7 protein-coding genes are annotated in these 16,548 nt (G+C 73.6%); 3 read left to right on the forward strand and 4 right to left on the reverse strand.

What is annotated here, in order from left to right; genetic code table 11:
• Positions 1-224: 224 nt before the first annotated feature.
• The 3 genes from AB0J40_RS22910 to AB0J40_RS22920 are packed head-to-tail and all read right to left on the reverse strand — an operon-like array spanning position 225 to position 3,435.
• Positions 225-1,013: an NAD-dependent epimerase/dehydratase family protein gene (locus AB0J40_RS22910; protein ID WP_364456214.1), complete on the reverse strand. Its 789-nt coding sequence runs from the start codon at positions 1,011-1,013 to the stop codon at positions 225-227.
• Positions 1,013-2,011, reverse strand: a complete 999-nt coding sequence (locus tag AB0J40_RS22915; protein WP_364456216.1) for a Gfo/Idh/MocA family oxidoreductase — start codon at positions 2,009-2,011, stop codon at positions 1,013-1,015. The genes AB0J40_RS22910 and AB0J40_RS22915 overlap by 1 nt, the downstream gene beginning before the upstream one ends.
• Positions 1,990-3,435, reverse strand: a complete 1,446-nt coding sequence (locus tag AB0J40_RS22920; RefSeq protein WP_364456218.1) for an NDP-hexose 2,3-dehydratase family protein — start codon at positions 3,433-3,435, stop codon at positions 1,990-1,992. The genes AB0J40_RS22915 and AB0J40_RS22920 overlap by 22 nt, the downstream gene beginning before the upstream one ends.
• A 165-nt stretch (positions 3,436-3,600) precedes the next feature.
• Between AB0J40_RS22920 and AB0J40_RS22925 the strand changes: the two genes are divergently transcribed.
• Together AB0J40_RS22925 and AB0J40_RS22930 are read left to right on the forward strand one after the other, a co-directional pair.
• A complete protein-coding gene (locus AB0J40_RS22925; RefSeq protein ID WP_364456220.1) occupies positions 3,601-4,821 on the forward strand; it encodes a macrolide family glycosyltransferase in 1,221 nt (406 codons plus the stop codon).
• Complete coding sequence (locus AB0J40_RS22930) at positions 4,818-15,014, forward strand: SDR family NAD(P)-dependent oxidoreductase (RefSeq protein ID WP_364456222.1); 10,197 nt, start codon at positions 4,818-4,820, stop codon at positions 15,012-15,014. The genes AB0J40_RS22925 and AB0J40_RS22930 overlap by 4 nt, the downstream gene beginning before the upstream one ends.
• 74 nt (positions 15,015-15,088) lie before the next feature.
• Here AB0J40_RS22930 and AB0J40_RS22935 read toward each other — a convergent pair whose 3' ends face one another.
• Positions 15,089-15,304 carry a hypothetical protein gene (locus tag AB0J40_RS22935; protein WP_364456223.1) on the reverse strand — a complete coding sequence of 72 codons (216 nt, stop codon included), beginning with the start codon at positions 15,302-15,304 and terminating at the stop codon, positions 15,089-15,091.
• A gap of 271 nt (positions 15,305-15,575) precedes the next feature.
• Here AB0J40_RS22935 and AB0J40_RS22940 point away from each other — a divergent pair, with 271 nt between their 5' ends.
• Entirely contained in the window at positions 15,576-16,547 is a 972-nt protein-coding gene (locus tag AB0J40_RS22940) for an ATP-binding cassette domain-containing protein (protein WP_364456225.1), read from the forward strand.
• Position 16,548 lies beyond the last annotated feature (1 nt).

Here is a 16,548-nt window from a genome sequence, read left to right on the forward strand (position 1 = left end):
TCAACTTAGGTTGTCCGCGTCAGCGACCTTTTCCGCTAGCCGCACCACGTCCCGGACCGGGAAGCTCATTACCGTCACCCGCGGCGCCGCCGCGAGCGGCCGAAAGCCCGGCGGGAGCACTCCCCCCTCCCGCCTGCGAGGTACGACGTCCGGCGCACCCAGCCCCCAGTACGGTGTGCCGGACGTCGTGCCGCTCACGCACGCCCAAGATCCACAGTGGACGATCAGCCGACGGTCGCCGCGGCCTTCAGGTGCCGGCGGGCGTTGTCGGCCAGCTCGTCGATGTTGCGGTCCAGCAGCGACTTCAGGTAGCCGGGGCCGATGCCGAAGTCGTCGAAGCCGGTGACCAGGCCCCGCAGCTTGTCGATCCGCACCTCGCCGCGCTTGGCCGGCATGTCGACCAGCTTGCGCTCGGCGCGGGTGCCGAGGCGCTCCTCGAGCCCGTCGACGATGTCCTCGATGGCCTCCGGCCGCCCGGACGCCACGTTGACGACCTCGTCGCGGACGCCCTGGGTGAGCAGCGAGTCGATCATCCGCATCATGTCGCCGACGTCGAGCAGGTCGCGCGAGACCCCGGAGTGCAGGGTGACCGAGCCCGACAGCAGCTGCCGGGTCAGCGACGGCAGCAGCTGGTGCGGTGACTGCCCGGGCCCGACGATGTGCGACAGCCGCAGCACGAGCCACCGCGCGCCCGAGAGCGCGCAGACGTGTTCGAGGCACAGCTTGTGCCGCCCGTACGGGGTGAGCGGGAAGACCGCGCCGCCCTCGCTGCCGACCGACTGGTCGGCGCCGTACATCCCGGTCGACGCCGTGGACAGGAAGATCACCGTGCGGCCGGCCGCCCGGCAGCGGTGGATCACGTCGTAGACCAAAGTGGACTCGCGCTGGAACGCCGACACGTCGTTGACGAGCACGGTCGAGACGCCCGCCGCGATGAGCGTGACGTCCGGGTGCCGGTCGCCGAAGTACTGCCGGGTGTGGTGGGCGATGAAGCCGTTCCCGATGATCTCCATCAGCCGATCACCGCCGCGGCGTGGGTGAACACTTCGCGGGCGAGCCGCGCGGTGGCCACCGACGAGACGAGCCAGGAGGCTTCGGAGTCGTCGCGCCCGGCCAGCGCGGCGACGGCGAACGAGCGCAGCGACAGCTCGAACTGGTGCGCCGGGGGCAGCCAGAGCTCTTCGACGTGATCCTGTTCTTCGATGCGCAGCACGGGTTGCCGCCCCGGGGGCGGGGTGAAGGCGCGGTCGAGCGACAGCGCGGCGGCGCTGCCCCACAGCTCGTAGCGCGAGCGGTAGCTGTGCTGGAACCCGAAGTCGAGGGACGCGGTGACCCCGCTCGCCGAGGTGAGCAGCGCGTGCCCGGCGACGTCCACGCCGGTTTCGTCGAACTTCAGCGTGGCCCCGGTGACCCGGAGTTCGGGGCCCAGCAGGAAAAGCGCGGCGCGCAGGGGGTACACGCCGACGTCGAGCAGGGCACCGCCGCCGAGCGAGGGCTGGTACCGGATGTCGTCGGCGGGCAGCGGCGGGATGCCGAACGACGCGGTGAACGTCCGGAGCTCGCCCAGCCGGCCGCCGTCGAGCAGCTCCCGCACCTTCGCGTGCTGCGGGTGGTGCAGGAACGTGAAGTTCTCGCGCAGCACCAGTTCCTGCTTCTCCGCCAGCTCGGCGAGGTCCTCGGCCTGGTCGAGGGTCAGCGTGAGCGGCTTCTCGCACAGCACGTGCTTCCCGGCCAGCAACGCCCTGCGCGTCCACTCGTGGTGCAGCGCGGTCGGCAGCGAGATGTAGACGGCGTCGACGTCCGGGCTGTCCAGCAGCTCGTCGTAGGTCGACGCGGTGACGCCGAAGCGGCGGGCGAACTCCGCGGCCTTCTCCGGCGAACGGGCCGCGACCTCGGTCAGCTCCAGCTCGGTGACGGCGGCCAGCGCGGGCAGCGTGCGCCGCGCGGCGATCGACGAGCAGCCCAGCGCCCCCAGGCGCAGCGGCCGGTTCACCGCAGGCCCCGCAGGCACGCGATCAGGCTGCGGGCCTGCACGTTGACGTAGTGGCTGTGCCGCAGCAGCTCGTTGAGCTGGTTGAGGGTGAGCCACCGGAAGTCGGCCAGCCCGGCGTCCGGGAAGTCCGCCGGCACCTCGATGATCTGGTAGTCGCTGTAGGCGTGGTGGAACCGGCCGCCCTCCTCCGACAGCTGGGCGGCGAAGAGCACTTGGTCGTCGCGTCTGCCCAGCACGGTGTCGAGGAACGGCGGGCGGTGCGCGGGCGGGGTCAGCACGTAGTTGTCCGGGGTGCACTGCACGGTCGGCGCCAGCTCGACGACGTCGAGGTAGCCGGGCTCGACGCGGGCGTTGAGCAGCGCGTGCAGCACTCCGTCGACGCGCTTGACCAGCAGCGCCACCACGCCCGCGCCGTGCGGGCGGACCAGCGGCTGCGTCCACCGCGCGACCTCGCGGCCGTTGGTGGTGATGTCGACGGCGATGATGCTGAAGTACAGGCCGAGCTCGTGGGAGATCTCGGCCGGGGTCCGGACCCAGTTCGCGACCTCGCCCAGGGGCAGCGAGCTGGTGCGCACGACGTGCTGGGCCTGGCGTGAGGTGATCCAGCTGAGCACCTCGGTGCGCGTGTGCAGGCTGCCGGTGTGCTGGGCCGACGAGCGCGCCACCGCCGCGGCGAGTTCGCTCACGGCGTCGGATTCGCGGCCTTCGAGCCCGGCCGGCATGCACGACAGCACCGTGCGGGCGTCCATGTTGACGAGGTTGTCCTGCTTGAGCAGCTCGTGCAGCTGGCCGAGGGTGAGCCAGCGGAAGTCGTCGGGCAGCTCGTCGCCGGCTTCGAACTCGGCGGCTTCGACGATCATGTTCCGGTTGCGCTTGCGGTAGAACCACGAACCCTGCTCCGACTGCAGGACGTCGGCGAGCACGGTCTCCGGGTCGGGATCGCGGAAGTGATCCAGGTAGGGGACCGGCCGCCCGCCGTGCACGCGGGTGTAGTTGCTCTTGGTCGCCTGGACCGTCGGCGAGATCTGGACGCCGTTGACGTTGCCCGGTTCGGACTTCGCCTGCATCAGGCAGTGCAGGACGCCGTCGATCTCCTTGACGAGAATGCCGAGGATGCCGATCTCCGGCTGGTTGATGATCGGCTGCGACCAGTGCGTGACGGGCCCGTGGTCGGTGTCGACCTCCAGGCCTTCGACGCCGAAGAAGCGGCCGCTCTCGTGCCGCAGGTTCCCGCTGCCCGCTTCGAAACCCCACTGGCGCAGCTCGCCGAACTCGATGCGCCGGACTTCGTGGCGGTGGGCCCGGTTGCGGTCGGCGATCCAGCCGGCCACGAGCGCGTTCGGGGTCGCGACGCCGTCGGTGGCGGCCGCCGACCTGGCCAGCCGGTGGGGCAACGTCACGTCCGGTTTGCGGAGCAGGCCGGTTCCGGTGTGGCGCTCCATGGATTTCACCTCGCGTGGCCGGCGGACGGGATGTCCTAGTTGTAGCCGGGGAAATCTAGGAGGAATGCTGGTCTTCGGGCGCCTGGCGCCGGGACACTAGGCGATTCATTGGATTGCGTGTGCAGACGCCGGGGGCGGGCCGCGCGCCGACCTAGGGTGACCGCCGTGGACGTCTCCCGCGGGCATGTCGCCTTCTTCTCCTTTCCGGGCTTCGGTCACCTCCGGCCGACGCTGCCGGTCGTGCGCGAGCTGCTCGCGCGCGGGCACGAGGTGTCCTACGTGGTCGCCGAACGGTTCGCCGGCGTGGTCGCCGAAACCGGCGCGCGCGTGCTGACCTACCCGTCGGCGTTCCCGGAGTCGATGCCCGACGTGCACACCGCCGACGACCTCGCCGCGGTGCTCGCGCACTACCTCGACGAGGCCTACGCCCCGCTCGCCACCGCGTGGCCGGCGTTCGCGGACCGTCCGGTGGACCTCGTGGTCCAGGACGTGCTGAGCACCGACGTCGGCGGGCTCGTCGCGCGGCGCGCCGGCTGCGGGGTCGTCCGGCTGTTCGCCGGGTTCGGCGGCAACGACGAGGTCCCGCTCAACGGCAGCGAGGTCGAGCTGGCCGGGCCGCCGCTCGACCCCGGGCACCCGGTGCTGGCGGCGTGCGGCGAACGCATCACCGCGCTGCTGGCGGAGTTCGGCCTCGGCACCCCGCCGGACTTCCCGCCCGGCGGCGGGGAAGTCGTGGCGAACCTCGTGTTCGTGCCGCGCGCCTTCCAGCCGCGTGCCGAGTGCTTCGGCGACGAGTTCGTGTTCGTCGGCCCGACCGGCGGCGACGGCGCGGCCGCCGACGGCTGGGCCCCGCCGGGCGGGGACGTGCCGGTCGTGCTCGTGTCCCTGGGCACGTCGTCCAACAGCAACCCCGGGTTCTTCACCGCCTGCGGGCAGGCCTTCGCGGGCACCGGCTGGCGGGTCGTGATGACGACTGCGGGCCACGTCGGCGACGACGTCGCCGCGGCCATGCCGGACAACGTCGAGCTGCACCCGTGGCTCGACCACCGCGCGGTCCTCCCACACACCGACGTCGTCGTGTGCCAGGCCGGAACGGGCTCGCTGATGGACGCGTTCGGCCACGGCGTCCCGGTGGTCGCCGTGCCGCAGCGCCCGGAGGCGCGGGTGACGGCGGCGCAGGTCGAGCGGCTGGGCCTGGGCCGCGCGCTGCTCGACGACGTGACCGGCGACGACGTCCGCGACGCCGTGCTGGCGGTCGCCGCCGACGCGGCTGTGGCCAAGGAGGTCGCGCGGATGCGGGCCGCGATCCGGGCGGCCGGCGGCGCGAAACGGGCGGCGGACGTGCTCGAGCGCGCGGTGCGGGCAGGCGATGGGGAAAAGGCATGAGCGACGACGACAAGCTGCGCGGGTACCTGAAGAAGGTCACCGCGGACCTGTACCGGACGCGCGAGCGGCTGCGCGACGCGGAGGACCGCGAACACGAGCCGATCGCGATCGTGGCGATGAGCTGCCGCTACCCCGGGGGTGTCCGGTCGCCGGAGGATCTCTGGGAGCTGGTGGCTTCGGGCCGCGACGCCATCTCGGGGTTCCCCGTAAACCGCGGCTGGGACCTCGACGCGCTCTACGACCCGGACCCCGACCGCGCCGGGACGTGCTACACCCGCCAGGGCGGGTTCCTGCACGACGCGGATCAGTTCGATCCGGAGTTCTTCGGCATCTCGCCGCGGGAGGCGCAGACGATCGACCCGCAGCAGCGGCTCCTGCTCGAAACGGCGTGGGAGGCGTTCGAGCGCGGCGGGATCGACCCGGCGTCGCTGCGCGGCAGCAGCACCGGTGTCTTCGCCGGGGTGATGTACAACGACTACGCGACGCGGCTGACCGACCTGCCGGCGAGCCTCGAAGGCTATGTGGGCAATGGAAGCGCGGCCAGCATCGCGTCCGGCCGGGTGGCCTACACCTTCGGTCTGGAAGGCCCGGCGGTCACCGTCGACACGGCGTGCTCGTCGTCGCTGGTCGCCCTGCACTGGGCCGCGCAGGCGCTGCGGCGCGGCGACTGCTCGCTGGCGCTGGCCGGCGGCGTCGCGGTGATGTCGACGCCGGTGACGTTCATCGGGTTCAGCAGGCAGCGCGGCCTTTCGCCGGACGGCCGGTGCCGCTCCTACGCCGATGCCGCCGACGGCACGGGCTGGGGCGAGGGGGCCGGCTTCCTGTTGCTGGAACGGCTTTCCGACGCGCGGCGCCACGGCCACCCGGTGCTCGCGGTGGTGCGCGGCTCGGCCGTCAACTCCGACGGTGCGAGCAGCGGGCTGACCGCGCCGAACGGGCCGTCGCAGCAGCGGGTCATCCGCGCCGCGCTCGCCGACGCCGGGCTGTCCGCCGCGGACGTCGACGTCGTCGAGGGGCACGGCACCGGGACCACGCTGGGCGACCCGATCGAGGTGCAGGCGCTGCTGGCGACCTACGGCCGCGAACGCGCGGGCGGGGCCCCGCTGTGGCTCGGCTCGGCCAAGTCGAACATCGGCCACACACAGGCCGCCGCCGGTGTCGGTGGGGTCATCAAGATGGTCATGGCGCTGCGCAACGAGGTCTTGCCGCGGACACTGCACGCGGAGACACCGACGTCCAAAGTGGACTGGGACGCCGGGGACGTCCGGTTGCTGCAGGAAGCCGTCGCGTGGCCGGCGGGGGAGCGCCCGCGCCGCGCCGGGGTCTCGTCGTTCGGCGTGAGCGGGACCAACGCGCACACGATCATCGAGCAGGCGCCCGCGCTCGACTCCGAGCCCGGCGAGCCCGGCGACGCGGGACTGGTCCCGGTGGTGCTCTCGGGCAAGAGCCCCGAAGCGGTGCGCGCACAGGCCGCGCGGCTGCTGTCGCGAGTGGACGGTCTGCGGCCGGTCGACGTCGGGTACTCGCTGGCCACCACGCGGACGGCGTTCGAGCACCGCGCGGTCGTCGTCGCTTCGACGGCGGAGGAACTGCGGGACGCACTGGCCGACCCGGCGATCGGCGAAACCGTCCCGGGCAAGACGGCTTACGTGTTCCCGGGCCAGGGCGCGCAGCAGCCGGGCATGGGACGCGAGCTGTATGCGGCGTTTCCCGTTTTCGCGCAAGCCTTCGACGAGGTCTGCGCGGGCTTCCCCGGACTGCGCGAGCTGGTCTTCGGCGGCGGTGACCTGGACCGCACCGAGGTGACGCAGCCCGCGCTGTTCGCCGTCGAGGTCGCGCTGTACCGGCTCCTGGAGTCGTGGGGGCTGACCCCTGACTTCGTCATGGGTCACTCGATCGGCGAGCTGGCCGCCGCGCACGTCGCCGGGGTGTTCGCCCTGCCGGACGCGTGCCGGCTGGTCGCCGCGCGGGCGCGGCTCATGCAGTCGGTCGCCGCGGCCGGGGCGATGGCGTCGGTGCGGGCCACCGAGGACGAGGTACGGCCGCTGCTGCGCGACGGCGTGGCCATCGCGGCGGTCAACGGGCCGGAAGCGGTGGTCGTCTCCGGAGACGTCGACGCCGTCGAGGAGATCGCCGCTCGGTTCGCCGGTTCGAAGCGGCTGCGCGTCAGCCACGCGTTCCACTCACCGCACATGGACGCGATCCTGGCGGAGTTCCGGGCGGTCGCGGCGACGATCTCCTATGCGGCGCCCACGATTCCGGTCGTGTCCAATGTGTCCGGCGAACCCGCCGATGTCGCCTCGGCGGAGTACTGGACCGGGCACATCCGCGCCACCGTCCGGTTCCACGACGGGATGCGCTGGCTCGCGGCGAACCGCGTGACGCGGTTCGTGACGCCCGGCCCCGGCGGCGCGGCCGCCGCGATGGCCGGCGACTGCGTGCCGGACGCCCTCGTGGTTCCGATGCTGCGCCGCGACCGCGACGAGGTGCGCACCTTCACCGAAGCCGTCGGCCGGCTGCACGTGGCCGGGTTCGGCCCGGACTGGCCGGCCGTCTTCGCCGGCCGCGGGGCGCGGGTGGTGGACCTGCCGACGTACGCGTTCCAGCGGGAGCGCTATTGGCTGGACGGGCAGCGGGCGGTCAAGCCGGCCGGTGCGCTGTACCGCGTCTCGCAGGTCGCCGTCCCGGCCGAGGCCGTCGAAGCGGTCGACTGGCGCGAGCTGGGCGCCGACGTCCCGCCGGTCGTCTACTTCCGGTGCGAGGCCGAGGGAGACCCCGTGGCTGCCGCGCACGGGCTGGCCCGGGAGGCCTTGGAGCTGGTGCAGACCTGGCTGGCCGACGATCGGTACGCGCACTCGAAGCTGGTCTTCGTCACCCGCGGCCTGGCGGGCGCCGCGGTGCGGGGCCTGGTCCGGTCCGCGCAGGCCGAGCACCCCGGCCGGTTCGTGCTGGCGGACGTCGACGGCGAGCTGCCCGGTGCGTTCGTCACGGACGAGCCGGAAGTCACCTATGCGGGCGGCGAGGTCTTCGCGCCGCGGCTCGTCGAGTCCACTTCGGACGGTTCAGGGCGGCTGGCCGGGACGGTGCTCGTCACCGGCGGAGCCGGGTCGCTGGGAAGTGAACTGGCCCGGCATCTGGTCCGGGCACACGACGTGCGACGGCTGGTCCTCGTCAGCCGGCGTGGACCGGATGTGCCGGGCGCGCGGGAACTCCAAGCCGAACTGGAGGGAGAGGGCGCCGAAGTCGTGCTCGCCTCCTGCGATGTCACCGACCGGGACGCCCTGGCCGCGCTGCTGGGCGAGGTCGGCCCGCTCGGCGCGGTCGTGCACGCGGCCGGGGTGCTGGACGACGGCGTCGTCTCCTCGCTCACGCCGGAGCGGCTGGCCGCGGTGCTGCGGGCCAAGGTCGACGCGGCCTGGAACCTGCACGAGCTCACCGAAGACCTGTCCGCGTTCGTCCTGTTCTCCTCGGCCGCGGGTGTCCTCGGTGGCGCCGGGCAGGGCAACTACGCGGCGGCCAACGCGTTCCTCGACGCCCTCGCCGTCCACCGGCGGGAGCTGGGGCTGCCCGCGGTGTCGCTGGCGTGGGGGCCGTGGGCGCCCGAAGGCGGCATGACCGGGCAGCTCACCGACGCGGAGGTGGCCCGCATGCGCCAGGGCGGCGTCCGGCCGCTGGCTGCGCGCGACGCGCTGGCGCTGTTCGACCGCGCGCTGGCGACCCCCGACGCGCTGGCGGTGCCGATCGACTTCGACCTCGAGGTTCTGGACACCACCCGGCCGCTGCTGGCGGGGCTCGCCGCGGGCGCTGGTTCGCCGGGGCTGCTCGCGGGCGGTGCCGCCGCACGCTCCGGCTCGCCGGGCCTGCTCGGCGGGGGCTCCGGCGCGCAAGCGCTCTTCCCCGGCCTGCTCGCCGGCCTCCCCGAAGCCGACCGTCCCGCCGCCGCCCTCGACCTCGTCCGCACCCAGGTCGCCGCGGTGCTCGGCCACGCCTCCACCGCCACTGTCCGCGCCGACCGGCCCTTCGCCGATCTCGGGTTCGACTCGCTGACCGCCGTCGAGCTGCGCAACGCCCTCAGCCGCGAAACCGGCCTCACCCTGCCCTCGACCCTCGTCTTCGACCACCCGACTCCGCGCGCGCTCGCCGGCCACCTGCTCGGCGCGTCCGGCCCGAAGCTCGTCGAGACCACCGGCCCGAGCACCGGCGAGCCGATCGCGATCGTGGCGATGAGCTGCCGCTTCCCCGGCGGCGTCAGCACGCCCGAGCAGCTCTGGGACCTCCTCGAAGCCGGCCGCGACGTCATCTCGCCCTTCCCCGGCGACCGCGGCTGGGACCTCGACCGCCTTTACCACCCGGACCCCGACCACCCCGGCACCTGCTACACCCGCGAAGGCGGCTTCCTCGCCGACGCCGCCGGGTTCGACCCGGAGTTCTTCGAGGTGTCACCGCGCGAGGCCGTCGCCATGGACCCGCAGCAACGCCTGCTGCTCGAGACCGCCTGGGAGGCCTTCGAACGCGCCGGGATCGACCCGGCGGCCCTGCGCGGCAGCCGGACCGGCGTCTTCGCCGGGACGAACGGCCAGGACTACTCGACCCTGCTGCGCGACTCGGCCGACGACGTCGCCGGGCACCTCGGCACCGGCAACGCGGCGAGCGTCCTGTCCGGCCGCGTGTCCTACACCTTCGGGCTCGAAGGCCCGGCGGTCACCGTCGACACGGCCTGCTCGTCGTCGCTGGTCGCCCTGCACCTCGCCGCGCAGTCGCTGCGGGCCGGCGAATGCTCGCTGGCACTGGCGGGCGGGGTCACCGTGATGGCCACGCCCGCCGGGTTCGTCGAGTTCAGCAGGCAGCGCGGGCTGGCCGAGGACGGCCGCTGCAAGGCCTTCTCCGCCGCCGCCGACGGCACCGGCTGGTCCGAAGGCGCCGGAATCCTGGTGCTGGAACGGCTTTCCGACGCCCGGCGCCACGGCCGCCGGGTCCTGGCCGTGCTGCGCGGCTCGGCCGTGAACCAGGACGGGGCGAGCAACGGCCTCACCGCCCCGAACGGCCCCTCGCAGCAGCGGGTCATCCGCGCCGCGCTCGCCGACGCCGGGCTCGAACCGTCCGAAGTGGACGCTGTGGAAGCCCACGGCACCGGCACCCGGCTCGGTGACCCGATCGAAGCCCAGGCGCTGCTGGCCACCTACGGGCAGGACCGCGACCGTCCCCTGTGGCTCGGCGCGATCAAGTCGAACCTCGGCCACACCCAGGCCGCCGCCGGTGTCGCCGGCGTGATCAAGACGGTCCTGGCACTGAACCACGAGGTGCTGCCCCGCACGTTGCACGCCGACGTCCCTTCGGACCGCGTCGACTGGACTGCCGGGCAGGTGCGGCTGCTGACCGAACCGGTCGCCTGGCCCGCGGCCGGGCGCCCGCGCCGGGCCGCGGTGTCCGCGTTCGGCTTCAGCGGCACCAACGCGCACGCCGTGCTGGAAGAGGCGCCGTCGACGAGCGAGTCCAGTGTAGCCAAATCGACGGTGGACCTGTGGCCGCTGTCCGGTCACACCGAAGAAGCGTTGTCCGCGCAGGCCGCCGCACTGCTGCCGCTGGCGGAACGGGGAACCGGCGGCATCGGCGCCGCACTCGCCGCCCGCACGGCGTTCGACCACCGGGCCGTCGTGGCGGCACCGGACCGGGACACCGCCGTGCGGAACCTCCGGCTGCTGGCCGAGGGCGGCGCGGGTGTCGTCCGCGGCCGTGTCTCCGGCGAAGGCCGCTCGGCGTTCCTGTTCACCGGCCAGGGTGCCCAGCGCGCTGGTATGGGACTCGCGCTGCGCGCGGAGTTCCCGGTGTTCGCCGAGGCCTTCGACGCGGCCTGCGCGCGGTTCGACCTCCCCTTGCCCGAGGTGATCGCCGAGGGCGGCGAGCGGCTCGACCAGACGCGGTTCACCCAGCCCGCGCTGTTCGCGGTCGAGGTCGCGCTGTTCCGCCTGCTGGAGTCGTGGGGGCTGACCCCGGACTTCGTCATGGGCCACTCGATCGGCGAACTCGCGGCCGCCCACGTGGCGGGCGTGCTGAACCTGGACGACGCCTGCACGCTGGTCGCCGCGCGCGGCCGCCTGATGCAGGAACTCCCCGCGACCGGCGCGATGGTGGCGGTGCGGGCGACCGAGGACGAGGTCCGGCCGCTGCTCACGGCGTCGGCGGACATCGCCGCCGTCAACGGGCCCGCGTCGGTCGTCGTGTCCGGGGTGGAGGAGGACGTCCTCGGCATCGCCGCGCACTTCACCCGGCTGGGCCGGGAGACCAAGCGGCTGCGCACCAGCCACGCGTTCCACTCCCCGCTGATGGACCCGATGCTCGTGCGGTTCCGCGAGGTCGCCCGTGGACTGTCCTATCAGGACCCGCAGATCGGAATGGTCTCGGACGCCACCGATCCCGAGCACTGGGTCCGGCACGTGCGGGACACGGTCCGGTTCGCCGACGGCGTCGCCTGGCTCGCGTCGCGGGGGGTCACCCGGTTCGTCGAGGTGGGGCCGGACGCCGTGCTCTCGGCGATGGTCGGCGACTGCGTCGAGGACGAGGTGTTCGTCACCGCGACCCAGCGGCGGAACCGGCCGGACGTCGAGACCCTGCTGACCGCGGTCGCCGAGGCCCACGTGCACGGCTTCTCCCCGGACTGGACCGCACTGCACCCCGGCGCCCACGCCGACCTGCCCACCTACCCCTTCCGGCGCCGCCGGTTCTGGCCCACCGCCGGGGGCCGGGCCGGTGACGTCGCGACCGCCGGGCTGGCCGCCAGCCCGCACCCGTTCCTCGGCGCGACCGCCGACCTGGCCGGGTCCGCGGGCGTCCTCGACACCGGCCGGCTTTCGCTGCGCACCCACCCCTGGCTCGCCGACCACGGCATCGGCGGTTCGGTGCTCTTCCCCGGGACGGCGTTCGTCGACCTCGCCGTCGACGCGGGCGACCGCGCCGGCTGCCCCCAGGTCGAGGAGCTGACCCTCGGGGCGCCGCTGGTGCTGCCCGCGTCCGGCGGCGTCCGGCTCCAGGTCCTGACCGGCCCGCCGGACGAGTCCGGGGTGTGCTCGCTGACCGTCCACTCACGACCCGAGGACGCGGCGCCGGACAGCCCGTGGACGCTGCACGCGAGCGGTGTTCTGACTCCAGTGGTCCCGGCACCGGGCGAAGACCTCACGACGTGGCCGCCGCCGGGCGCGGAACTCCTCGAGACCGACGGGCTCTACGACCGGCTCGCGGACAGCGGGTTCACCTACGGGCCGGTCTTCCGGGGGCTGCGACGGGCCTGGCGGCAAGGTGAGGACGTCTACGCCGAGGTCGAACTGCCCGGGGACGCGGACGCGTCGGCGTTCGGGCTGCACCCGGCGCTGCTCGACGCGGTCCTGCACGCGGCGGCGTTCCTGCCGTTCGCGCCCGCGCCGCACGGCAGGCTGCCGTTCTCCTGGCGCGGGGTGTCGCTGCACGCCGAAGGGGCACGCGGCCTGCGCGTGCGGCTGACCAAGACCGGGGCCGAGTCCCTCGCGATCGCCGTCGCCGACTCCGCCGGCCGGGCGGTGGCCACAGTGGACTCCTTGACGCTGCGGGAATTCCAACCTGACCAGGCGGCGGCTCGGCCCGACGCGCTGTACCGGCTCACCTGGCCCCCGCATGACGGTGACCTCGACGATCCATCGTGGACAGTCGCCGAATCGATCGCCGGACTCAGCGATGTGCCGGACGTCGTCGTCGTGCCCTTCGCGACGCGGCCGGTGCGGGAGGCGACTCACGACGCGCTGGCCCTCGTCCAAGCCTGGCTCGCCGAGGACCGCTTCGCCGCCGCTAAGCTGGCCTTGCTGACCTCGGGCGCGGTCGTCGCCGAAGACGGCGACGGCCCGGCCGATCCCGCGCTCGCCGCCGTCTGGGGCCTGGTGCGCTCGGCGCAGTCCGAGCACCCCGGCCGGTTCGTGCTGGTGGACTCCGACGGCTCGGCCGATCCCGCGGCTGCCCTGGCGACCGGGGAGAACCAGGTCGCCCTCCGCGCCGGCACGGCCCGGGTGGCGCGGCTGGCCAAGGAAACCGACGCCCTCACCGTTCCCGCCGGACCGTGGCGGCTCGACATCGCCGAGCGCGGCACCCTCGACGGGCTGACCGTCGTGCCCTGTCCCGAGTTCGCCGGACCGGTGGCGCCGGGCGCGGTGCGGATCGCCGTGCGCGCGGCCGGCGTGAACTTCCGGGACGTCCTCAACACCCTCGGCATGTACCCGGGCCCGGCCACCTCGCCGGGGCTGGAGGCCGCCGGGGTCGTCACGGCGGTCGGCGCCGACGTGACCCGCTTCGCGCCCGGCGACCGGGTGATGGGCCTGTTCGGGGGTGCGTTCGGGCCGGTGGCCGAGGTCGACGAGCGCATGGTCTGCCGGCTGCCCGCCGGGCTGTCGTTCGCGCAGGGCGCGTCGGTGCCGGTGGTGTTCCTGACCGCGCTCTACGCCCTGACCGACCTCGGCGACCTGCGGCCCGGCGAGAGCGTCCTGGTGCACGCGGCGGCGGGCGGCGTCGGGATGGCCGCCGTGCAGCTCGCGCGGCTGCTCGGCGTGGACGTCTACGGCACGGCGAGCGCCGGCAAGCAGGACACGCTGCGGGCGTGCGGCCTGGCGGACGACCACATCGCGTCCTCGCGCACCCTGGACTTCGAGACCGAGTTCCGCGCGGCGACGGGCGGGCGCGGCGTCGACGTCGTGCTCGACTCGCTCGCCGGCGACTTCGTGGACGCGTCGCTGCGGCTGCTGCCGCGCGGCGGCCGGTTCCTGGAGATGGGCAAGACCGACGTGCGTGACCCGGCGAAGGTCGCGCACGAGCACCCCGGGGTCCGGTACCAGGCGTTCGACCTGGTCGAGGCGGGGTACGACCGGATCCGCGAGCTGTTCGACCGGCTGCTGGGGTGGTTCGAAGAGGGCGTGCTGACGCCGGTGCCGGTCACCGCGTGGGACGTCCGGCGCGCGCCCGCCGCGTTCCGGCACGTGAGCCAGGCCAAGCACGTCGGCAAGGTCGTGCTGACCGTGCCCGCGCCGCTCGACCCGGACGGCACCGTGCTGATCACCGGCGGTACCGGCGGCCTCGGGCGGCTGCTGGCCCGGCACCTCGCCGAGTCCGGCGTCCGGCACCTGCTGCTGACGAGCCGTCGCGGCCCGGCGGCCGAGGGCGTCGACGAGCTGCGGGCCGAGCTGGCCGAGCTGGGAGCGGAGACTTCCGTCGTCGCGTGCGACGCGGCGGACCGCGAAGCGCTGGCGAAACTCCTGGCCGGGGTGCGGCTGACCGCCGTGGTGCACGCGGCGGGGGTGCTCGACGACGGGCTCGTCGAAGCGCTTTCCCCGGACCGGCTGGACACCGTCCTGCGGCCGAAGGCGCTGGCCGCGGCCCACCTGGACGAGCTGACGCGGGACCTCGACCTGTCCGCGTTCGTCCTGTTCTCTTCCGCGGCGGGGGTGCTCGGCGCGCCCGGGCAGGGCAACTACGCCGCCGCAAACGCTTTCCTGGACGGGCTGGCCCGGCGACGGCGCTCGGCGGGACTGCCCGCGCTGGCGCTGGCCTGGGGCCCGTGGCTGCCGTCCGGCGGCATGACGGCCGGATTGTCCGGCGCCGACGTGCGCCGGATGGCGCGGTCGGGGCTGCCGCCGCTGCCCGCGGACCAGGGCCTGGCGCTGTTCGACGCGGCACTGGACGCGCCCGACGCGGTGCTGGTGCCGATGCTGGTGGACCCGCGCGCGCTGGGTTCCGACGTCCCCGAGCAGCTGCGCGGGCTGGTCCGGACCACGGTCCGGCGCCGCGCGGCCGAGGGCGTCCCCGGCTGGCGGGAGCGCTTGGCGGCGATGTCCGCCGAGGATCGGCGGCAGGCACTGCTGGACCTGGTGTGCGCGCAGGTGGCCGCGGTGCTGGGCCACGGCGGCGTCGTCGACCCGGCCCGGGTGTTCAAGGAGCTGGGCTTCGATTCGCTGACCGCGGTGGAGCTGCGCAACCGGCTGACCGCGGCGACGGGCGTCCGCCTGCCGGCGACGCTGGTCTTCGACTACCCGACGCCCGCCGCGCTGGCCGGGTGCCTCGGCGGGGAGCTGTTCCCCGAGTCCGAAGTGGACGCCGCCGGGGAGATCGGCGAGGCCGACGACCTGAGCGACCTGGACGTCGACGACCTGGTGCGGCTGGCTCTCGGCACCGACGAAGGCTGAAACGCCGAAGCGGCCGCCCTGGTGACCCCCCGACGGGACACCAGGACGGCCGCCGGGCCCGTCCGTAAGTGCTTTCAGGAAATGAAGAACCGGCGCCGCCCCGCGGCCGTCGTCTTGCGCGACGCCGCGCTGCGGACGAGGAACGCCAAGCCCGCGACAATGGTCACGCAGCCGCCGATCACGCCGATCGTGTGCTCGCCGGCGTTGAGGATGATCGCGATCCCGCCCGCGACCAGGATCAGCCCCATGACGAGGGAAACGAACGGGCGGCCGCCTTGTTCTTTGGCCATGGGAAACTCCTTGGTGGCTTTCGACGACTGATTTCCTGTGATCGATTCAAGCACAGCGGGAACTGCGTTGTGAGTCCTCGAAAGTCGTCATCCGACCATCGAAAGTTGACGTTCCCCCGAGTTGCCGGTCGCCCCGGGTGCTGGGAAGATCACGCGGGTACGGGGGTTGCAACTTTGGTTGCGGGGACAAGCCACCTTGTGCCGTAGCACGACGGCCGTCGCAGCCGGTTCACTTGACCAAGGCACACCGGATGGGATACGGAGCAGGCGCTTGATCACAGCACGAGATCTGACGAAACGATACGGGGACACGACGGCCGTCCACAAGCTGTCGTTCGACATCAAGCCCGGCGTCGTGACCGGTTTCCTCGGCCCCAACGGCGCGGGCAAGTCGACCACCATGCGGATGATCCTCGGCCTGGACGCGCCCAGCGGCGGCTCGGTCACCGTCAACGGCAAGGCCTACCGCGACCTGCCCGCGCCGATGCGCGAGGTCGGCGCGCTGCTCGACGCCAAGGCCGTCCACGGCGCGCGCACCGCCTACCGGCACCTGCAGTGGGTGGCGCAGGCCGGCGGCATCCCGCGCAAGCGCGTCGACGAGGTGCTCGACACCGTCGGCCTCAGCGACGTCGCCGGCAAGAAGGTCGGCAACTTCTCCCTCGGCATGTACCAGCGGCTCGGCATCGCGACGGCGCTGCTCGGCGACCCGCCGACCCTGCTGTTCGACGAGCCGGTCAACGGCCTCGACCCCGAGGGCATCTACTGGATCCGGACGCTGATGCAGGACCTCGCCGCCGAGGGGCGGACGGTCTTCGTGTCCAGCCACCTGATGAACGAGATGGAGGAGACCGCCGCGCACGTCATCGTGATCGGCCGCGGCGAGCTGATCGCCGACATGCCGATCACCGAGTTCACCCAGCGCAGCGCGCGCAGCCACGTCCACGTGGTCTCGCCGAGCGCCACCGAGCTCGCCGAAGCCCTCGAACGCGCGGGCGCCAAGGTGACGAAGCTGGACGACGGCTCGCTCAACGTCGTCGGCCTGGACGCGCCGGAGATCGGCGACCTCGCGCTGGAGCGGCGGCTCGGGCTGCACGAGCTCACCCCGGTCCGCGCCAGCCTCGAAGCCGCGTTCATGGACCTCACCAAGGACAGCGTGCAGTACCGGTCGCACAACGGCGCGGCGCCGGCGGAGGAGAAGGTGCTCGAGACGGTGCGGGCGCTCGCGTCGGAAGGGACGGACTGAC

The organism is Amycolatopsis sp. NPDC049691 (assembly GCF_040675005.1).
Lineage (GTDB): Bacteria > Actinomycetota > Actinomycetes > Mycobacteriales > Pseudonocardiaceae > Amycolatopsis.